Origin of the sequence: Lachnoanaerobaculum gingivalis (genome assembly GCF_003862475.1) — a bacterium.
Classification (GTDB): Bacteria; Bacillota; Clostridia; order Lachnospirales; family Lachnospiraceae; genus Lachnoanaerobaculum; species Lachnoanaerobaculum gingivalis.
In genome coordinates this window covers 102,679-122,081 of the sequence record NZ_RRCO01000005.1, presented here as the reverse complement: position 1 = coordinate 122,081, position 19,403 = coordinate 102,679, and the positions used below count along the sequence as shown (strand labels likewise).

General features: G+C 38.6%; 31 protein-coding genes and 1 tRNA gene. 31 read left to right on the top strand and 1 reads right to left on the bottom strand.

Features of this window, described 5'->3' with window-relative positions; genetic code table 11:
- Positions 1-78: 78 nt before the first annotated feature.
- Positions 79-1,440 carry an MATE family efflux transporter gene (locus EHV10_RS11100; RefSeq protein ID WP_128674696.1) on the top strand — a complete coding sequence of 454 codons (1,362 nt, stop codon included), beginning with the start codon at positions 79-81 and terminating at the stop codon, positions 1,438-1,440.
- Positions 1,441-1,566: 126 nt separating this feature from the next.
- Positions 1,567-2,325: a class I SAM-dependent methyltransferase gene (locus EHV10_RS11095; protein ID WP_128674695.1), complete on the top strand. Its 759-nt coding sequence runs from the start codon at positions 1,567-1,569 to the stop codon at positions 2,323-2,325.
- Between the two features lie 79 nt (positions 2,326-2,404).
- Here EHV10_RS11095 and EHV10_RS11090 read toward each other — a convergent pair whose 3' ends face one another.
- Positions 2,405-3,793, bottom strand: coding sequence for an ISNCY family transposase (locus EHV10_RS11090; RefSeq protein WP_128674694.1), 1,389 nt, complete (start codon positions 3,791-3,793; stop codon positions 2,405-2,407).
- A gap of 193 nt (positions 3,794-3,986) precedes the next feature.
- On the opposite strand from EHV10_RS11090, the gene EHV10_RS11085 reads away from it, so the two are divergent.
- From EHV10_RS11085 to infA, 29 genes are all read left to right on the top strand, one after another.
- Positions 3,987-4,069 (top strand) — tRNA-Leu (locus EHV10_RS11085).
- Between the two features lie 222 nt (positions 4,070-4,291).
- Positions 4,292-5,467 (top strand): NAD(P)-dependent malic enzyme, encoded by a 1,176-nt coding sequence (locus EHV10_RS11080; protein WP_128674693.1) that lies wholly within the window; start codon positions 4,292-4,294, stop codon positions 5,465-5,467.
- 9 nt (positions 5,468-5,476) lie between these two features.
- Positions 5,477-6,025, top strand: a complete 549-nt coding sequence (locus tag EHV10_RS11075; protein WP_128674692.1) for a folate family ECF transporter S component — start codon at positions 5,477-5,479, stop codon at positions 6,023-6,025.
- A 324-nt stretch (positions 6,026-6,349) separates the two neighbouring features.
- Entirely contained in the window at positions 6,350-6,667 is a 318-nt protein-coding gene (gene rpsJ / locus EHV10_RS11070) for a 30S ribosomal protein S10 (protein ID WP_007593367.1), read from the top strand.
- Between the two features lie 76 nt (positions 6,668-6,743).
- The gene (gene rplC / locus EHV10_RS11065; RefSeq protein ID WP_128674691.1) at positions 6,744-7,421 is read left to right on the top strand and encodes a 50S ribosomal protein L3; all 678 of its coding nucleotides are present in this window, start codon (positions 6,744-6,746) and stop codon (positions 7,419-7,421) included.
- 22 nt (positions 7,422-7,443) lie between these two features.
- On the top strand, positions 7,444-8,064 hold the full coding sequence (gene rplD / locus EHV10_RS11060) for a 50S ribosomal protein L4 (protein ID WP_007593364.1): 621 nt from the start codon (positions 7,444-7,446) through the stop codon (positions 8,062-8,064).
- Positions 8,064-8,363, top strand: coding sequence for a 50S ribosomal protein L23 (gene rplW / locus EHV10_RS11055; protein WP_128674690.1), 300 nt, complete (start codon positions 8,064-8,066; stop codon positions 8,361-8,363). The genes rplD and rplW overlap by 1 nt, the downstream gene beginning before the upstream one ends.
- A gap of 87 nt (positions 8,364-8,450) precedes the next feature.
- On the top strand, positions 8,451-9,299 hold the full coding sequence (gene rplB, locus EHV10_RS11050) for a 50S ribosomal protein L2 (protein WP_007593357.1): 849 nt from the start codon (positions 8,451-8,453) through the stop codon (positions 9,297-9,299).
- Positions 9,300-9,313: 14 nt separating this feature from the next.
- Complete coding sequence (rpsS, locus tag EHV10_RS11045) at positions 9,314-9,592, top strand: 30S ribosomal protein S19 (protein ID WP_007593355.1); 279 nt, start codon at positions 9,314-9,316, stop codon at positions 9,590-9,592.
- 26 nt (positions 9,593-9,618) lie between these two features.
- Complete coding sequence (gene rplV / locus EHV10_RS11040; RefSeq protein ID WP_007593354.1) at positions 9,619-10,005, top strand: 50S ribosomal protein L22; 387 nt, start codon at positions 9,619-9,621, stop codon at positions 10,003-10,005.
- Between the two features lie 14 nt (positions 10,006-10,019).
- Entirely contained in the window at positions 10,020-10,676 is a 657-nt protein-coding gene (gene rpsC / locus EHV10_RS11035; RefSeq protein ID WP_007593353.1) for a 30S ribosomal protein S3, read from the top strand.
- Between the two features lies 1 nt (position 10,677).
- Positions 10,678-11,115 carry a 50S ribosomal protein L16 gene (gene rplP, locus EHV10_RS11030; protein WP_007593351.1) on the top strand — a complete coding sequence of 146 codons (438 nt, stop codon included), beginning with the start codon at positions 10,678-10,680 and terminating at the stop codon, positions 11,113-11,115.
- Positions 11,105-11,311 carry a 50S ribosomal protein L29 gene (gene rpmC, locus EHV10_RS11025; protein WP_007593349.1) on the top strand — a complete coding sequence of 69 codons (207 nt, stop codon included), beginning with the start codon at positions 11,105-11,107 and terminating at the stop codon, positions 11,309-11,311. The genes rplP and rpmC overlap by 11 nt, the downstream gene beginning before the upstream one ends.
- A gap of 18 nt (positions 11,312-11,329) precedes the next feature.
- Positions 11,330-11,584 (top strand): 30S ribosomal protein S17, encoded by a 255-nt coding sequence (rpsQ, locus tag EHV10_RS11020; RefSeq protein WP_007593341.1) that lies wholly within the window; start codon positions 11,330-11,332, stop codon positions 11,582-11,584.
- A gap of 24 nt (positions 11,585-11,608) precedes the next feature.
- Positions 11,609-11,977: a 50S ribosomal protein L14 gene (gene rplN / locus EHV10_RS11015; protein ID WP_007593340.1), complete on the top strand. Its 369-nt coding sequence runs from the start codon at positions 11,609-11,611 to the stop codon at positions 11,975-11,977.
- A gap of 11 nt (positions 11,978-11,988) precedes the next feature.
- A complete protein-coding gene (rplX, locus tag EHV10_RS11010; RefSeq protein WP_007593339.1) occupies positions 11,989-12,294 on the top strand; it encodes a 50S ribosomal protein L24 in 306 nt (101 codons plus the stop codon).
- A 17-nt stretch (positions 12,295-12,311) separates the two neighbouring features.
- On the top strand, positions 12,312-12,851 hold the full coding sequence (rplE, locus tag EHV10_RS11005; RefSeq protein ID WP_007593338.1) for a 50S ribosomal protein L5: 540 nt from the start codon (positions 12,312-12,314) through the stop codon (positions 12,849-12,851).
- Positions 12,852-12,868: 17 nt separating this feature from the next.
- Entirely contained in the window at positions 12,869-13,054 is a 186-nt protein-coding gene (locus EHV10_RS11000; protein ID WP_007593336.1) for a type Z 30S ribosomal protein S14, read from the top strand.
- A gap of 236 nt (positions 13,055-13,290) precedes the next feature.
- Positions 13,291-13,692: a 30S ribosomal protein S8 gene (gene rpsH, locus EHV10_RS10995; protein WP_007593334.1), complete on the top strand. Its 402-nt coding sequence runs from the start codon at positions 13,291-13,293 to the stop codon at positions 13,690-13,692.
- Positions 13,693-14,023: 331 nt separating this feature from the next.
- Positions 14,024-14,566, top strand: coding sequence for a 50S ribosomal protein L6 (rplF, locus tag EHV10_RS10990; RefSeq protein WP_007593332.1), 543 nt, complete (start codon positions 14,024-14,026; stop codon positions 14,564-14,566).
- A 15-nt stretch (positions 14,567-14,581) separates the two neighbouring features.
- Positions 14,582-14,950, top strand: coding sequence for a 50S ribosomal protein L18 (gene rplR / locus EHV10_RS10985; protein ID WP_007593329.1), 369 nt, complete (start codon positions 14,582-14,584; stop codon positions 14,948-14,950).
- A 17-nt stretch (positions 14,951-14,967) separates the two neighbouring features.
- A complete protein-coding gene (gene rpsE / locus EHV10_RS10980) occupies positions 14,968-15,477 on the top strand; it encodes a 30S ribosomal protein S5 (protein ID WP_007593327.1) in 510 nt (169 codons plus the stop codon).
- Positions 15,478-15,489: 12 nt separating this feature from the next.
- The gene (gene rpmD, locus EHV10_RS10975) at positions 15,490-15,669 is read left to right on the top strand and encodes a 50S ribosomal protein L30 (protein ID WP_007593325.1); all 180 of its coding nucleotides are present in this window, start codon (positions 15,490-15,492) and stop codon (positions 15,667-15,669) included.
- A 16-nt stretch (positions 15,670-15,685) separates the two neighbouring features.
- Positions 15,686-16,126: a 50S ribosomal protein L15 gene (gene rplO / locus EHV10_RS10970; protein ID WP_009663153.1), complete on the top strand. Its 441-nt coding sequence runs from the start codon at positions 15,686-15,688 to the stop codon at positions 16,124-16,126.
- Positions 16,126-17,442: a preprotein translocase subunit SecY gene (gene secY, locus EHV10_RS10965; RefSeq protein ID WP_128674689.1), complete on the top strand. Its 1,317-nt coding sequence runs from the start codon at positions 16,126-16,128 to the stop codon at positions 17,440-17,442. The genes rplO and secY overlap by 1 nt, the downstream gene beginning before the upstream one ends.
- 76 nt (positions 17,443-17,518) lie before the next feature.
- Complete coding sequence (locus tag EHV10_RS10960; RefSeq protein WP_128674688.1) at positions 17,519-18,160, top strand: adenylate kinase; 642 nt, start codon at positions 17,519-17,521, stop codon at positions 18,158-18,160.
- Positions 18,161-18,175: 15 nt separating this feature from the next.
- Positions 18,176-18,934, top strand: coding sequence for a type I methionyl aminopeptidase (gene map / locus EHV10_RS10955; protein WP_128674687.1), 759 nt, complete (start codon positions 18,176-18,178; stop codon positions 18,932-18,934).
- Positions 18,931-19,206: a KOW domain-containing RNA-binding protein gene (locus EHV10_RS10950; protein ID WP_128674686.1), complete on the top strand. Its 276-nt coding sequence runs from the start codon at positions 18,931-18,933 to the stop codon at positions 19,204-19,206. Before map ends, EHV10_RS10950 begins: the two co-directional genes overlap by 4 nt.
- Positions 19,185-19,403 (top strand): translation initiation factor IF-1, encoded by a 219-nt coding sequence (infA, locus tag EHV10_RS10945; RefSeq protein WP_007593317.1) that lies wholly within the window; start codon positions 19,185-19,187, stop codon positions 19,401-19,403. The genes EHV10_RS10950 and infA overlap by 22 nt, the downstream gene beginning before the upstream one ends.

Sequence of the window (19,403 nt, the reverse complement as noted above, 5' to 3'; positions counted from 1 at the left end):
GGTAAAATTTAAATATGGGGTGGCTTATGCTACCCCTGCTTTTGTTTATTTACAGTTTTAAAAAATTAAGGAGGAGATATGGAAGAAGTTCTTGTGAAAAATAAAATGGAGGTGGAACCTATAAAATCTCTTATTTTAAAGATGTCCATACCTCCTCTTATTTCTATGTGCATGCAGTACTCATATAATCTTTTGGATTGCATATTTGTATCATGTGTAAGTGAAAAATCATTAAGTGCTGTATCCATAATTTTCCCCATTACCACACTTTATATTGCTATAGCTATTTGGATAGGAGTAGGCGTCAGTGTGCTGGTTGCAAAATATCTAGGAGAAAAGGATGAGGAAAAGGCTAATACGATAGTGGCTAATGGAATAATAGTGTCTTTTGTTGTGAGCAGTTTGGTAACCTTTATAACAATGAACATTATAAGGGGATTTATACTTTCATTTACAAGCGATCAGGAGACTATCGGTTTGGCATTGGAGTATATGGATATATGTGTATTTATGGCAATTCCATGTGCAGTACATATTTGTATACAAAAAGTATTGCAGGGAACCGGAAATATGCTGGCACCTATGTGCTTTCAAATAGCGGGTGTATTAACCAATCTTATATTTGATCCTATACTTATATTCGGATACTTCGGATTTAAACCGATGGGAGTGAGAGGTGCAGCTATTGCAACGGTTATGGGATATACTATTTCGACTGTTTTGGCATTTTTGGTATTGATATTCCAAAAGCAAAAGGTCAAATTGGGTTTAAAATACTTTCTAATTCGGTTTGATCATGTAAGGGATATCTTTGTAGTAGGTTTTCCTTCTTTTATAATGAATGTGCTTGGTGCGGCAATGGTATATAATACAAATCTCTTTTTGAAAGAATATTCGGAGATTGCAATAGCTTTTTTTGGAGCATATTTTAAGATACAGCAGATGGTAATAATGACATTGAACGGACTTATACAGGGATGCATACCTGTTATGAGCTATAACTACGGTGCAAAAAGAGAGGACAGGTTAAAGGAGAGCCTAAAGATAGGCACAATTGTTGCAATAATACTTACATCATTCAGTATAGTAATGCTTTGGACTTTTACAAAAAATATTTTACGGACCTTTAATCCTCCGAAAGAGATGTTTGATTTTGGGATTTTTGGTATCAGGATAATGAGTCTTGGCTATGTGTTTGTAGGTATTACCACAATGATAGCATCATATATGCAGTCTACAAAGAATGTAGGCAAAAGTATATTGATAAATCTTTGCAGACAACTTTTGGTACTGGTTCCGGTAATGTTTATAGGATCAAAGACATTCGGGCTAAAAGGAATATGGAGCGCATTTTTAATAACGGAGTTGATTTGTGTAGTGTTCAGCTTTGTACTATATAAGAATACAAAAATAGATATGGAAAATATTGGTAGTAGATAGCGCTTTATTTAAACTATAACATATATAAATACAATTATGTTCTGTATATTTTAAAAACAATATGTTATAATTTAGTTAGATAAACCTAACCAAATTAGATATAGTTTTATATACAGGAGGATCATTATGGCGGAAAAAGGACATGAATTTCTGGCAAGAATCGGCAAAACGAGACTTAGACCGGGTGGTATAGAGGCAACCAGCTGGCTGCTTGAAAAAGCAAATATTAAGAATGACTCAAAGGTTTTAGAAGTTGCCTGTAATATGGGAACTACTTTAGTTCATATAGCAAAAAAGTACGGATGTGATGTTGTGGGTGTGGACCTTGATGAGAAAGCAATTGAAAAAGCAAATAGAAAAATAAAAGAAAACGGTTTGGAGAACAGAGCAAAAGCTATATGTGGAAATGCATTTGATCTCCCTTTTGATGACGAAAGCTTTGATGTGGTAATCAATGAAGCTATGCTTACAATGCTTTTGGGTGAGCAAAAGGAGAAGGCTTTAAGAGAGTATTACAGGGTACTAAAACCCGGAGGAATAGTTCTAACCCAGGATGTGGTATTAATTACAGACAATTTAGACAGAGCAAAGGAGTTAAGAGTCGGTCTTAGTAGAGCTATAAATGTAAATGTCGAGCCACTCTTAAGTGATGGCTGGGAAGGCTGCTTTGAAAGTGTGGGATTTAAAGTAGACAAGAAAATAGGACCTATGACACTTATGAGCATCCCAGGAATGATGAAAGATGAGGGAATATTTGAAGCATTAAGTATTATAAAAACAGGGTTGCAGGAATTTAATAAAGAATATTTTCAGAGAATGCGTAGCTTTATGATGGATAATAAAAAGGAACTGGGCTATATTTGTTTTGCCGGAAGGAAGGATTAAATAGGAAAAAATTACTGTCAAGCATAAATGATTATGTCCCAAAAAAATTAATTTATAAGCCCCATAAAAGGGGCTTTTATCATGCACTTTTTATGTCTTCTTCAATTCTGTGTGGCTGTGAGTGTACGAATTTATAAAAGGCACCTAATCTCCAAGGATGGTTCATTGGTGGAATATAAGGTTTTCTAGGCTCGGGTTGTTTGTAATCAGCATCCAAGTCCTTAGATTTATACTCATGGGGCGGTATTTCTTCCAGAGCGTAAATATCTTTGTCATTTACGCACGCAAACAAAGACCTATCAAATGCTTTGATAAGCATAACCTTGGTACCTTTTCGGTAATGGGTCTGCATTCCTTTATTATCTACCATCTTATAAAATTTCTTCTCGAATTGAATCGCATGTCCGGCATCAACAGTTCTCTCGGTTAAAACCGCCAAAGTAAGATTTATTTTTTCTTTAGACGGTTGCTTTTCAAAGACAGATTTGATACCATTACATGGAAGTGAGAACTTCTCATTGAATTCTTTTATGTAGTGGTAAAGGAATTCATTGGCATTATTGATGTCGGTTACGCCTGCGAGTCTAAACTCAATAGGCAGGCGTGACTGTAAGGTTTGATTCAATCGTTCTATGCGTCCTTTAGCCTGTGGTACGCTGCTTGATTCAAGTTGTATACCAAGTTGCTTGCAGGCGTAAGCGAACTGTGTATAGGTGTCTTTGTCGTCAGATAAGGCACCTTTTTTCTTGTATGTAAATACAGTTCGTTTATCAGTAAGAAACTTATAGGGAATACCATAATCAGTAAGAATCTGTTCAAACACATGGTAGTAGCCGTTAAGAGTCTCTTGAGTATCAAACCATGCACCCGTAACAACACCTGAGGCATCATCAATGGCCAAATGTAGATGCCATATCTGTCCGGGCACCCATTCATAAGGTGTAGCATCCATTTGAAGCAATTCGCCGAAATAAGCACATCTTGGACGACGACTGTGAGCATCTTCAACTGCTACTAAGTTAGCTTGTATCTGTGATAATTCCTTTTTTGATGTTGCAGCTTGCTTCTTGGCTCTGAGAGCCTGCTTAATGCGTCTACGCTTAGCTTTTGTAGCCTTTGGAGATAGAATGTACTCTGACTCCAAAATACTCATTACAGAGGAAGAAGAGATGCTTATACCCTCATGCTTTTTAAGAAGCTCCGTATAGTGTTCAAAGTTAGCCTCGTAGTATTTAGTTCTGTATAGATCAATAACCTGACTTCTGACATCAGGACGGATAGTGGTAGCAGGCTTCTTACCTCTGTTACCATGGATAAAGAATGCCTTACCATCTTTAATATAACCTTGTATCATACGGTTTATATGCCTCTTGGTGCATCCTAGGATAAGAGCAGCTCTATCCTTATTAGCTGTATCCGGGTGATCTACCAGCCCTTTAATAACCTCATATTTTCTTTGTTCATTCATTGATAAAATAACCTTTCTGATAAGTCAGTCCCTCCTAGTGTTAGAATATACAAAATACTATTCTACCATAAGTGGGACATTTTTATTTGTGGTATACTAGGACTTTATCATTTATGGCTTATAAAGGAAGGATTAAATAGGAAAAAATTACTTGCAAATATTGCGTCCATATGCTAATATTGTCAAGTAATGAGCCGGTGTGGCGGAATGGCAGACGCGACAGACTCAAAATCTGTTATTCGAAAGGGTGTGCGAGTTCGAGTCTCGCCACCGGCAGTAAGCTGTATGAGTATTTCGTACAGCTTTTTTTATTTGTAAAAAGATATGAATAATTACTTATTAGGGCGGGTTATGCACAGATCCGCCTTTTGCATGTGGAAAAGTATATTTATTTGTGCTAGAATACATCAAAGAATTTTATAAGTTTAAAATACAGTGTGAAAAATGTTTTCATGGCTGTTGATGCAGCAGTTAAGATGCGGCGGAATGGAGACTAATATGGATTATAGTAAAGAAGCTTTAAAATTACATGAGAAAAATGGCGGCAAGGTTGCCGTTGTAAGTAAAATAAAAATAAACAGTAGAGATGATTTAAGCACTGCATATACACCGGGAGTGGCAGAGCCTTGTAGAGAGATAGCAAAGGATCCTGAAAATGTATGGAAGTATACAGCCAAGAAAAATCTGGTGGCAGTGGTTTCCGACGGAACGGCCGTACTGGGACTTGGAGATATTGGTCCGAAGGCTGCCATGCCTGTAATGGAAGGTAAGGCAATACTGTTTAAAGAGTTCGGAGATGTGGATGCATTTCCTATATGTGTAGATACTAAGGATACCGAGGAAATAATTAGGACTGTGAAGAACATTGCGCCATGCTTCGGCGGTATAAATTTAGAGGATATCGCTTCACCTAAATGCTTTGAAATAGAAGAAAAACTTGAAAAAGAACTTGAGATACCGGTATTTCATGATGATCAACACGGTACTGCCATAGTGGTTACTGCCGCACTTATTAATGCGCTTAAACTTGTAAAAAAAGAAATGTCTGAGATAAAGGTTGTTTTAAACGGACCGGGAAGTGCAGGAACAGCCATTATTAAGATGCTTCTTGAGTCGGGTGTAAAGAATATAACAGCTTGTGATGAGTTCGGTATTCTTTATAAGGAAAGAGCAGAGGGAATAAAAGATCACAAAAAGTGGTTATGTACTGTTACAAATCTTGATGATATGAGAGGGAATCTCTCTGATGCGCTTGTAGGTGCGGATGTGTTTATAGGAGTTTCCGTAGCAAATATTCTTACAAAGGATATGATAAAGACAATGGCTGATAATCCTATAGTCTTTGCCATGGCAAATCCGAATCCCGAAATCTCATATGATGATGCTATAAAAGCAGGTGTGGCTGTAATGGGTACAGGAAGAAGTGACAGACCTAATCAGATAAACAATGTGCTTGCATTTCCGGGAATATTCAGAGGAGCACTTAATGCAGGTGCAAGAGATATTAATTATGATATGAAAAAAGCCGCAGCAAAGGCCATTGCTGAATATATAAAACCTGAGGATCTCAATGCGGAAAATATTATACCTTCCGCACTTGATAAGTCTGTAGCACAGGCTGTAGCCGAGGCGGTAGAAAAAGCCGCTATAGATAGTGACGCTGTCAGAAAGTAGGATGTAGATATGGGAGATATAAAAGAGTTATTTTTGTTTTCATATAATGAATTAAAAAAAGTGAAGACAATTACTACAGTGGCAATGTTTGTTGCGCTGTCAATTATACTGGGAGCATTTACGGTTCCGATAGGTAATTTCCTAAAGATCGGATTTTCTTCATTAACTACAGTCGGAATCGGATATTTATTCGGGCCGATAGTGGGAAGTATATTCGGGGCGATTACAGATATTGCAAAATATATGATAAAGCCTACCGGACCTTTCTTTCCGGGATTTACATTCAATGCAATTATTGCAGGGCTTATATACGGAAGTCTTCTATATAAAAAGCCTGTTTCAATAAAGAGAATATTAATAGCGGAAATTCTTGTCAGCTATATATGTAACATAATGCTTGGTACATTATGGCTGAACATATTATATGGAAAAGCTTTTCTTGCAATATTACCTATGAGAGCCGTTAAAAATATAATTTTAATTCCGATAAACAGTTTTATGGCATTTGCCATATTAAAGTTTATGGAGCAACATAATTTAAGAAAAAACTTTGATTAGAATCAAAAAAATAAAGCCGATAAAAAACCGGTTTTAAGTACTTGAAAAAAAACATAAATCAATGTAAAAAAGTGCTTGCAATCGGTTTTTATCTATGCTATCCTAGTATAGCTGTGACATTGATAGCTATGAAGCATAGGTTGCCGTTTACGGGTTTTATGTGGAGCGAAGGTCATGTTGCAAAAACTGGCGACAAGTCACTGTACAAACAGCATCTCATATTGAGTATTTTCGTGGGTTGGTCACCATGACACGCACGGAAGAGTGTACAGTCACCACTTGTCAATTTCTTTTATAAAGATTGAAAAGGAGGCGGCTTTTTTTATGGCAAATCAGGTAATGAGAATCACATTAAAAGCTTATGATCACCAATTAGTTGACAGCTGTGCTGCAAGAATTGTTGATACTGTAAAGAAGACAGGAGCAGCTGTTTCAGGACCTGTTCCACTACCAACAAAGAAGGAAGTGGTTACTATCCTTAGAGCTGTACATAAGTACAAAGACTCTCGTGAGCAGTTCGAGCAGAGAACTCACAAGAGATTGATTGATGTCATTGCACCATCACAAAAGACTGTTGATGCACTTTCCAGATTGGAAATGCCTGCAGGTGTGAACATAGACATCAAAATGAAGAGTAGATAATCCGCTAAATGGCGTTAATCCTGCTCTAGGATGAGCACTAAGTGCTCCGCTGTAGAATAAACCAGGAGGTATATTAATGAAGAAGGCAATACTTGCTAGAAAAGTCGGTATGACACAGATTTTCGATGAGAACGGTGTGTTAATACCTGTAACAGTTCTTCTTGCAGGACCATGTGTTGTTACACAGGTTAAGACAGAGGAAAATGACGGATACAATTCAGTTCAGGTTGCATATGGACAGATCCGTACAAAGTTGGTTAACAAGGCTAAGTCAGGTCACCTTGCTAAGGCAGGAGTTGAGAAGACTGTAGTAGAAAATGGCGACAAGAAGAGAGAAGTTTTTGCAGCCGGAAGATTTATCAGAGAGTTCAAGTTTGAGAACGCATCTGAGTATGCAGTAAAGAATGAGATCAAAGCTGACATATTTGCTGCAGGAGATAAAGTTGATGCGACTGCTATCTCAAAGGGTAAAGGATTCCAGGGCGCTATTAAGCGTCACGGACAGTCAAGAGGACCTATGAGTCACGGTTCTAAGTTCCACCGCCATCAGGGTTCAAACGGTTCATCTTCAGATCCAAGCCATGTATTTAAGGGCAAAGGAATGCCGGGACATATGGGTGCAAAGAAGGTAACTACACAGAATCTTGAAATCGTAAGAGTTGATGCGGACAAGAATCTTATCCTTGTAAAGGGTTCAATGCCTGGTTCAAAGAAAGCTTTAATAACATTAAAAGAGACTGTTAAGAAAAAATAACTAACAGAAAGGAGGAACACAAATGGCTAATATATCAGTATTTAATATTGAAGGAAAAGAAGTTGGTAGTATAGAATTAAATGATGCTGTGTTCGGAGTTAATGTTAACGAGCATTTAGTTCATATGGCAGTTGTTGCACAGTTGGCAAACAAGCGTCAGGGAACACAAAAGGCAAAGACACGTTCCGAAGTTAGTGGTGGCGGAAGAAAGCCTTGGAAGCAAAAAGGTACAGGACATGCACGTCAGGGTTCAACAAGATCACCTCAGTGGAAGGGTGGCGGTGTTGTATTCGCACCTACTCCAAGAGATTATACAATTAACTTAAATAAAAAAGAGAAGAGAATTGCTCTTAAGAGTGCTCTTACAAGCAGAGTTCTTGAGAACAAGTTCATCGTTGTTGATGATTTCGCAATGAGCGAAATTAAGACAAAGAAAATGCAGCAGACTTTAAATAACTTAAATGTTAAGAAGGCTCTTGTTGTATGTGCTGAGAATGAGAAGAACACTGTACTTTCTGTTAGAAATATTTACGGTGTTAAGGCTGCTTCACCTAAGACTATCAATGTATATGATATCTTAAAGTACAACACAGTAGTTGCTTCTAAGGACGCTGTTAAGACTATAGAGGAGGTATATGCGTAATGGCAAATATTCAATACTATGACGTAATACTTAAGCCGGTTATTACAGAGAAGAGCATGCTTGGCATGACAGAGAAGAAATATACTTTCCTTGTACATCCTGAATCAAACAAGACAATGATCAAAGAAGCAGTTGAGAAGATGTTTGACGGCGTTAAGGTTACAAAAGTAAACACTATGAACCAGGATGGAAAGACAAGAAGAAGAGGAATGACAACAGGTAAGACAGCAAAAGTCAAGAAGGCTATTGTATGGCTTACAGAGGATAGCAAAGATATCGAGTTGTTCCAGGGCTTATAAGCAACAAGTGTTGCTTTCCCGATATGATCGGGATGTATTATACGGCATCCTGCCGTGATAAAGTGCGTAGCACAAGAAGGAGAAAAAATGGGAATAAAGAAATATAGTCCATATACACCGTCAAGAAGAAATATGACAGGTTTGGACTTTAGCGTAATCACAAAGAGTACTCCTGAGAAGTCATTATTGGCACCAATTAAGAAGAACTCAGGAAGAAACAATCAGGGTAAAATAACAGTTAGACATCGCGGTGGCGGTGCAAAGAGAAAATACAGAATCATCGATTTTAAGAGAAACTCTAAAGACGGAGTTCCTGCAAAAGTTGTTGCTATAGAGTATGATCCGAACAGAACAGCCAACATTGCGCTTATCGCATATGTAGATGGTGCTAAGGCTTATATACTTGCTCCTGAAGGACTTCAGGTCGGAGCTACAATAGTAAGCGGTTCAGGTGCAGAGGCCAGAGTTGGAAACTGTTTACCACTTGCAGAGATTCCTGTAGGTGCACAGATTCATAACATTGAGCTTTATCCGGGAAAGGGCGGACAGCTTGTTCGTTCAGCAGGAAATGTGGCACAGCTTATGGCAAAAGAAGGCAAGTATGCAACTCTTCGTCTTCCATCAGGTGAGATGAGAATGGTTCCAATCATTTGCAGAGCTACTATCGGTGTAGTTGGAAACGGTGAGCATTCACTTGTTAAACTTGGTAAGGCAGGAAGAAAGCGTCACATGGGTATAAGACCTACAGTTCGTGGTTCTGTTATGAACCCTAATGACCATCCACACGGTGGTGGTGAAGGTAAAACCGGAATCGGTCGTCCGGGTCCATCTACTCCTTGGGGCAAGCCGGCTCTTGGTCTTAAGACTAGAAACAAGAAGAAACAGTCTAATAAGTTGATCATCAGAAGAAGAGATGGTAAGGCCGCTACTAAATAAAGGAGGAAAGATAAATGTCACGTTCACTTAAAAAAGGACCATTTGCAGATGCAAGTTTATTAAAGAAAGTTGATGCAATGAATCAGACCGGCGACAAGAGTGTTATTAAAACATGGTCACGCCGTTCAACAATCTTCCCACAGATGGTAGGTCATACTATTGCTGTTCATGATGGAAGAAAGCATGTTCCGGTATATGTTACCGAGGATATGGTAGGACATAAGCTTGGTGAGTTCGTTGCAACAAGAACTTACAAAGGACATAAAGCTGACGATAAGAAAGCTTCAAGATAAGAGAGGGTTGAAAGGAGGTTTTTTAAATGGCAAAAGGACATAGATCCCAGATTAAAAGAGAAAGAAATGCAGTTAAGGACACCAGACCATCAGCTAAGCTCTCATATGCCAGAGTACCTGTTCAGAAAGCATGTTTCGTGCTTGATGCAATCAGAGGAAAGAATGTTGGTGAGGCTTTGGGTATTCTTATGTATAGCCCAAGATATGCGTCAAGTGTTATCAAGAAATTGGTAGAGTCGGCAGTAGCTAATGCTGAGAACAATAATAATTTAGATCCTTCTAAATTATATATTGCAGAGTGTTATGCAAGTGATGGCCCTATAATGAAGAGAATTAAGCCAAGAGCACAGGGTAGAGCTTATCGTATCGAGAAGAGAATGAGCCATATCACAGTGGTCTTAGATGAAAGATAGGAGGAGACGCGAAAATGGGACAGAAAGTTAATCCACATGGACTTAGAGTCGGTGTTATAAAAGACTGGAGCTCCAGATGGTACGCTGATAAGGATTTTGCTGATTGCTTAGTAGAAGACTACAATATCAGAAAGTTCTTAAAGAACAAGCTTTATTCAGCAAGCGTATCAGATATTGAAATCGAGCGTGCTTCAGACAGAGTTAGAATAATACTTCATACTGCAAGACCGGGTGTTGTTATCGGTAAGCAGGGTGCAGAAGTTGAAAAGTTAAAGAAGGAAGTATCAAAGTTTACAGATAAGAAAGTATTCATTGATATCAAAGAAATCAAGAGACCTGATAGAGATGCTCAGCTTGTAGCTGAAAGCATTGCATCACAGCTTGAGAATCGTATATCATTCCGTAGAGCAATGAAGTCAACAATGTCAAGAAGCATGAAGGCGGGAGTACTTGGTATCAAGGCAAGCTGTTCAGGACGTCTTGGCGGTGCTGATATGGCTCGTACAGAGTTCTATTCAGAGGGTACAATTCCTCTTCAGACATTAAGAGCTGACATCCAGTATGGTTTTGCCGAGGCAAACACAACATACGGAAAAGTTGGTGTTAAGGTTTGGATATACACAGGTGAGGTGCTTCCTCAAAGAAAAACACAGGAAGGGAGCGTAAAATAATATGTTAATGCCTAAGAGAGTAAAGCGTAGAAAACAGTTTAGAGGTTCTATGGCAGGAAAGGCCTTAAGAGGCAATAAGATCACTTATGGTGAGTATGGTTTAGTATCCCTTGATCCTTGTTGGATAAAGTCAAACCAGATAGAGGCTGCCAGAGTTGCTATGACTCGTTATATCAAGCGTGGTGGTAAAGTTTGGATAAAGATTTTCCCTGATAAGCCTGTTACAGCAAAACCTGCTGAGACTCGAATGGGTTCAGGTAAGGGATCTACAGAATATTGGGTAGCTGTTGTAAAGCCGGGTCGTGTATTATTTGAGATCGCAGGCGTACCTGAAGAGGTTGCCAGAGAGGCTCTTCGTCTTGCAATGCATAAGCTTCCTTGCAGATGTAAGATAGTTTCAAAGGCTGATTTGGAAGGCGGTGAAGCAAGTGAAAACTAAGAATTATGTAAACGAATTAAAGTCAAAAAGCTTAGAACAGTTAAATGAGGAATTGGTTTCCGCAAAGAAGGAACTTTTCAACCTTAGATTCCAAAATGCAACCAGCCAGTTGGATAACACTTCAAGAATTAAGGAAGTTCGTAGAAACATTGCCAGAATTCAGACAGTTATCACTGAGAATGCAAAATTGGCATAAAGATAAAGGAGATAAACCGTGGAGAGAAATCTTAGAAAAACCCGTATCGGCAAGGTTGTTAGCGATAAGATGGATAAGACAATCACTGTTGCAATCGAAGACCATGTAAAGCATCCACTTTATGGCAAGATTGTAAAGAAGACTGTTAAGTTCAAAGCACATGATGAAAAGAATGAATGTAACATTGGCGATACTGTAAAGATTATGGAGACAAGACCTCTTTCTAAAGATAAGAGATGGAGACTTGTACAGATAATTGAGAAGGCAAAATAATTTAGGTAGGAAGGAGTATCCGGCATGATTCAGCAGGAAACAAGATTGAAGGTAGCCGATAACACCGGAGCAAAGGAATTGCTTACAATTCGTGTTATGGGTGGTTCAACTAGAAGATATGCTCATATCGGCGATATAATCGTCGCTACCGTTAAAGATGCAACACCAGGCGGTGTTGTAAAGAAAGGTGATGTTGTTAAGGCTGTTGTAGTAAGATCAGTCAATAGCACACGCCGTAAAGACGGTTCATACATCAGATTCGATGAAAACGCAGCAGTTATAATCAAGGATGACAAGACTCCAAGAGGTACTCGTATCTTTGGACCGGTTGCAAGAGAACTTCGTGAGAAGCATTTTATGAAGATTGTATCTCTCGCACCTGAAGTATTATAAGGAGGTCTAGCGTGCATAAAATCAAAAGAGACGATATGGTTAAGATCATATCTGGAAAAGATAGAGGCAAGACAGGTAAAGTATTAAAGGTTGATACTAAGAAGAACAGAGTAGTAGTTGAAGGCTGTAATATGATTACAAAGCATACAAAACCAAGTATGGCTAACCAGAACGGTGGAATCGTAAATACAGAGGGAACTATTGATATATCAAATGTAATGTTAGTTGTTGACGGTAAGGCTACAAGAGTCGGTTTTGAAGTAAAAGACGGCAAGAAGGTTCGTGTAGCTAAGAAGACCGGCAAGGCTATCGACTAATTGGAAAGGAGGAAAACATGACAAGATTAAGGGAAACATATGAGAACGAAATCGTTGCAAAGATGATTGAGAAGTTTGGCTATAAGAATCCTATGCAGGTACCGAAGCTTGATAAGATTGTTATCAACATGGCTGTCGGTGAAGCAAAAGATAATGCAAAAGTATTAGATGCTGCAGTTAGAGATCTTGAAATTATCTCCGGACAAAAGGCGGTAGTTACAAAGGCAAAGAAATCAGTTGCTAACTTTAAACTTAGAGAGGGTATGCCTATAGGTTGTAAGGTAACTCTTCGTGGTTCAAAGATGTATGAGTTTGCTGACAGACTTATAAATCTTGCTCTTCCAAGAGTGCGTGACTTTAGAGGTGTTAATCCTAATGCATTTGATGGCAGAGGAAACTATGCTCTTGGAGTTAAGGAACAGCTTATCTTCCCTGAGATAGAGTATGATAAGATTGATAAGGTGCGTGGTATGGATGTTATATTCGTTACTACAGCAAACACAGATGAAGAAGCTAGAGAACTTTTGACATTATTCAATATGCCATTTTTCAAATAATTTAGGAGGAAGATTTCATGGCAAAGACTTCAATGAAGATTAAGCAGGCCAGACCGGCAAAATTCTCTACAAGAGAGTACAGCAGATGCAAAATCTGTGGCCGTCCACATGCTTATCTTAAAAAGTATGGTATCTGTAGAATTTGCTTCCGTGAATTGGCTTATAAGGGTCAAATACCGGGAGTTAAGAAAGCAAGCTGGTAGGCAGGCATTGAGCACTTAATGAGCACAAACGAAGTGCAGTGCGAATTTAGTACGAAAGCCCGTCCCGAGCCTTAGTGAGCACAAGCAAAGCGAAGTGCGAACTTAGTCGAGTGGACGCCACCCGGCACACATATATGCCGATGTCGAGTGGACGCTTTTATGTTACCGAACAGCTTGAAAGAAGTAAAAATAGTTATAATCAGATACATTTAAAATAAACAGGAGGAAAAAATTCCATGACAATGAGCGATCCAATTGCAGATATGCTTACCAGAATCAGAAATGCAAATACTGCAAAACATGACTCAGTTGATATTCCTTCCTCAAAGATGAAAATAGCAATAGCTAACATACTTGTAGAAGAAGGTTATGTAGAGAAGTACGAACTTGTTGACAATGGTAACTTCAAGGATATCAGAATATTCTTAAAGTATACAGCTAACAAGAGCGAGAGAATAATAAGTGGATTGAAGAGAATTTCAAAGCCGGGCTTACGTATATACGCAAGCAGAGAAGAGCTTCCAAGAGTTCTTGGTGGTCTTGGAACAGCTATTATTTCAACAAATAACGGCGTTATCACAGATAAAGAAGCAAGAAAGCTTAACGTAGGTGGAGAAGTACTTGCTTTCGTTTGGTAGGCACCCCGTACTTAATGAGCACAAACGAAGTGCAGTGCGAATTTAGTACGAAAGCCCGTCCCGAGACATTGAACACTTAGTGAACACGCAGTGTGAACTTAGTGTGAAAGTCGTTCGCGACACTCAGCGAAAACGTAGTTTGAGCGCTAGTGGAGTCGAACCCACCCGGCACATATATGTATGCCAATGCCGAGTGGATACAACAAATATAATTAAGTTTCAACTCTAATAGCAGTAGTCATAAAGATCATTCTTTAGTGACTGCCTATTAGATGATATAAACCTGAAAACCTGAGCGAAAGCTCACGATAAATTTAAGGAGGAAGACGGCATGTCACGAATTGGAAGAATGCCTATCGCAATTCCGGCAGGAGTAACTGTTACAATTGCAGAAAATAATCATGTGACTGTAAAAGGTCCTAAGGGTACACTTGAGAGAGCATTACCTGTAGAAATGACTATTAAGCAGGAAGGTGATGATATTGTAGTAACTAGACCAAATGACTTAAAGAAGAATAAGGCATTACACGGTCTCACAAGAACTCTTATACATAACATGGTAGTAGGTGTAACCGAAGGCTATGAGAAGGTACTTGAGGTAAACGGTGTTGGTTACAGAGCAGCAAAGCAAGGAAACAAGCTTGTACTTTCACTTGGATATTCACATCCTGTAGAGATGGAAGATCCTGAAGGTATCACATCTGTTCTTGACGGACAGAACATCATAAAGATTCAGGGTATTGACAAGGAAAAAGTAGGTCAGTACGCTGCTGAAATAAGAGGCAAGAGAAAGCCTGAGCCATATAAGGGCAAGGGTATCAAATACTCTACTGAAGTTATCAGACGTAAAGTCGGTAAGACCGGTAAGAAATAATAGGAGGGTAAGTAAATGGTTAGCAAAAAATCAAAAAGCGATCTTAGAACTAAGAAGCATTACAGATTACGTAATCGTCTCAGCGGAACAACTGAGAGACCACGTCTTGCTGTATTTAGAAGTAACAACCATATGTACGCTCAGATTATTGACGACACAGTGGGAAATACAGTAGTTAGTGCCTCAACACTTGAGAAGAGTGCAAGAGCGGAGCTTTCAAAGACAAATGATGTAGATGCTGCAGCATTCGTTGGAACTCTTATTGCAAAGAGAGCACTTGAGAAGGGTATAGACAAAGTTGTATTTGATAGAGGCGGATTTATCTATCAAGGTAAGGTTGCTGCATTGGCAGAGGCTGCCCGTGAAGCAGGATTACAATTCTAATAGGAGGAGAAACATACATGAAGAGACAAATCATCGATCCAAGCAAATTGGAGTTAAATGACAGAGTCGTAAATATCAAGCGTGTATCCAAAACCGTAAAGGGTGGACGTACAATGAAGTTTTCTGCTCTTGTTGTTGTAGGTGACGGTAATGGTCATGTCGGTATCGGTCTTGGTAAAGCAGGAGAGGTACCTGAGGCTATCCGTAAAGGTAAAGAAGCTGCAACTAAGTCATTAGTTGAAGTTAGAATAGATGAGAATTTCAGTGTACCGCATGATTACACAGGAAAATTCGGAAGTGCAAGTGTTCTTTTAAAGAGAGCACCTGAAGGTACAGGTATTATCGCAGGTGGCCCTGCCCGTGCGGTATTGGAGCTTGCAGGATATAAGAATATCCGTTCAAAATCTTTAGGCTCAAATAACAAGACAAATGTATGTCTTGCTACACTTGCAGGTTTAGCAGCACTTAAGACTCCTGAGGAGATTGCAAAACTCCGTGGAAAGTCAGTAGAAGAAATATTAGCATAATAGGAGGAAAATATGGCAAAGTTAAAAATTACATTGGTTAAATCCCCTATCGGTGCTATCCCAAAACAGAGAGCAACTGTAGAGGCGCTTGGTTTAAGAAAATTAAACAAGACAGTGGAAATGCCTGATAATGATGCTGTAAGAGGCATGATTTGGCATGTAAGACATCTTGTAAAAGTTGAAGAAGTCTAAAGAAGGAGGTGTAGTTATGGATTTATCTAATTTACAGCCTGCATTAGGCTCAAAGCATAGCGATAATTTCAGACGTGGCCGTGGACATGGTTCAGGTAACGGTAAGACTGCCGGTAAGGGTCACAAGGGTCAGAAAGCTCGTTCAGGTCCTACAAGACCGGGATTCGAAGGTGGACAGATGCCATTATACAGACGTATCCCTAAGAGAGGATTTACAAATCGTAACTCTAAGGATATCGTAGCTGTAAACATTTCTGTTCTTGATCGTCTTGAGGACGGTATAGAAGTTACTCCTGAGACATTAGTAGCTGCAGGAATAATCAAAAATACAAGAGATGGAGTTAAACTCTTAGGAAACGGTTCATTAACAAAGAAGTTCAATATCAAGTATATTGCCGTTAGTGAAAGCGCAAAAGCTAAGATTGAAGCCGCAGGCGGAACTTGTGAGGTGATCTGATGCTCACAACACTCCGAAATGCATTTAAGGTAAAGGATGTACGAAAGAAGCTTCTGTACACATTTATAATGCTGGTAATTATTCGCTTCGGCAGTAATTTACCTATACCGGGTGTGAATACAACTTATTTTAAAGATTTTTTTGCAAAGCAGACCGGTGACGCATTTGGATTTTTCAATGCAATCACCGGAGGCTCATTTGAAAGTCTGAGTGTGCTTGCACTAAGCATTACTCCATACATTACAAGTTCTATCATAATCCAGCTTTTGACAATTGCGATTCCTGCACTTGAGGAATTACAACAGGATGGTGAAGACGGTAGAAAAAAGATAGTAGAGTACACAAGATACTTAACTGTCGCCCTAGCCCTCTTACAGTCTTCAGCCATGGCAATAGGATTCGGTAGACAGGGACTTTTAATTCATTTTGGAATAAAGAGTGTAGTTGTAGCTGTAGTTACAATGACAGCAGGTAGTGCATTTTTGATGTGGATGGGAGAGAGAATTACAGAAAATGGCGTAGGAAACGGTATTTCTGTTGTTCTTCTTCTGAATATTCTTGCTTCATTACCATCTGACTTTAACAATCTGTATGTTAGATTCTTAAAAGGCCAGACAGTAGCAAGAATGGTGGTTGCCGCAGTTATTATAATCGCTTTTATAGTAGCAATGGTAGTTTTCACCATTATCTTACAGGACGCCGAGAGAAGGATTCCTGTACAGTATTCATCCAAAACGCAGGGTAGAAGAAGTGTAGGCGGAACATCATCCAATATTCCGCTTAAAGTAAATACTGCAGGTGTTATTCCTGTTATTTTTGCTTCTTCATTATTTTCTACACCTATAGTTATTGGCCAATTCTTGCAAGTTAATAACGGCTCAATAATAGGTGAGATATTAACATATATGAATTCATCAATGTGGTTTAAGCCTGAAGCACCGAAGTATTCTATCGGACTTATAGTTTATATCATTTTGATTATCTTATTTGCTTATTTTTATACATCAATTACTTTTAACCCACTTGAGGTAGCTAACAATATGAAGAAATCAGGCGGATTTATACCGGGTATCAGACCGGGAAAACCTACCAGTGATTACTTCTCAAAGATTTTAAGTTACATTATCATTATAGGTGCAACAGGACTTATAATAGTTTGTATTATACCTATAATAATATCAGGATTGTTCAATATCAGTAGACTTTCATTTACCGGAACATCCCTGATCATCATTGTTGGTGTAGTCCTTGAGACAATAAAAGCAATTGAATCACAAATGCTTGTAAGAAATTACAGAGGATTCTTATTAGACTAGTCATCTTACGAAAAACCACTGGGGATATTCTTCAGGGGTTTTTCGTGGTTACTAATGAAAATTGGGGAGATACGCCATGAAAATTATTATGTTAGGTGCACCCGGTGCCGGAAAAGGCACACAGGCAAAGAGAATTGCAAAAAAGTATAATATACCGCATATATCCACCGGCGATATATTCAGAGCAAATATAAAAGAAAAAACCGAGCTTGGAAATAAAGCAAAAGAGTATATGGATAGGGGCGAGTTGGTTCCTGACGATATTACTATAGGAATGCTTTTAGACAGAATACATAAAGATGATTGCAAAGACGGTTTTGTACTTGACGGTTTTCCAAGAACAATACCACAGGCAAAGTCATTGACAAAGGCATTATCACAGCTTGGTGAAAAAATAGATTATGCTATAAATATAGATGTTCCGGATGAGTCGATTATTACAAGAATGGGCGGTAGAAGAGCTTGTTTAAGTTGCGGAGCTACATATCATATAGTATATTCGGCACCGAAAGCGGAAAATGTATGTGATACATGTGGTAACGAACTTGTAATCAGGGATGATGACAAGCCGGAGACCGTAAAGAAAAGACTTGAGATTTATCATGATCAGACACAGCCTTTGATAGACTACTATGATAATGAGAAAATTTTGACTTCGGTAGACGGGACAAAGGATATGGAAGAAGTATTCTTAGACATTATTGCAGTTTTGGAATAGATTGTGAGGATGAAAATGGCAGTAACAATAAAGTCTGACAGAGAAATACAATTGATGAGAGAAGCCGGAATAATACTGGCAAAAACTCATGAAGAATTGGAAAAGGCATTACATGCAGGTATGACTACATATGAAGTGAATAAAATCGGAGATGAGATAATCAGATCCTACGGATGTGTTCCTTCATTTTTGAACTATCACGGTTATCCTGCTTCAATATGTGTGTCTGTAAATGAAGAGGTTGTACATGGTATTCCGTCAAAGAAAAGAATTTTAAAAGACGGAGACGTTGTGAGTCTAGACGCAGGTGTCATCTGGAAGGGATACCATTCTGATGCTGCCAGAACTCATATAATAGGCGAAGGAAGCGAAAAAGCAAAGGAGCTTGTAAAGGTTACTAAAGAGTGCTTTTACGAGGGAATAAAATATGCGATTGCAGGAAATCACCTGAATGATATCTGTAAGGCAATAGGAAGCTATGCAAAAGAAAGAGGCTACGGTGTAGTAAGAGATCTTGTGGGACATGGTATAGGTACACATCTTCACGAAGATCCTGAAGTTCCTAACTTTGATATGAAAAGAGGCGGAATAAAGCTTCAGCCTGGCATGACTCTTGCTATAGAACCTATGATTACGGCAGGAAGAGATGAAGTGGTATGGCTTGATGATGACTGGACAGTGGTTACAGATGATAATTCGCTGGCTGCACATTATGAAAATACTATTTTGATAACAGACGGTGAGCCTGAGATCCTTTCTTTAAGAAAAATATGATAAATACAGGTGATATTGTAATATCAATAAAGGGACATGACAGAGGAGAGTATTATATAGTAATTGACTGTGAGAAAGATTTTATCTATCTTGCAGACGGCAGACTTAAGACTCTTGACAAGCCAAAGAAGAAAAATAAAAAGCATGTCAGCAGGCTTGGAAAAAGTGATGAATTTATTGATATTAAGAACAGTGGTGATAACTTTAACGATGTTAAGTTAAAATATCTCTTGAAAAAGTGGAGGAGTAAATGTCTAAATCAGACGTTATAGAGATTGAAGGAACAGTTGTTGAAAAGTTACCTAATGCAATGTTTCAGGTAGAACTTGAGAACGGGCATCAGGTATTGGCACATATCAGCGGTAAACTTAGAATGAATTATATAAGAATTTTACCGGGTGATAAAGTTACTATCGAATTATCTCCATATGATTTAACAAAAGGAAGAATCATTTGGCGTGATAAATAA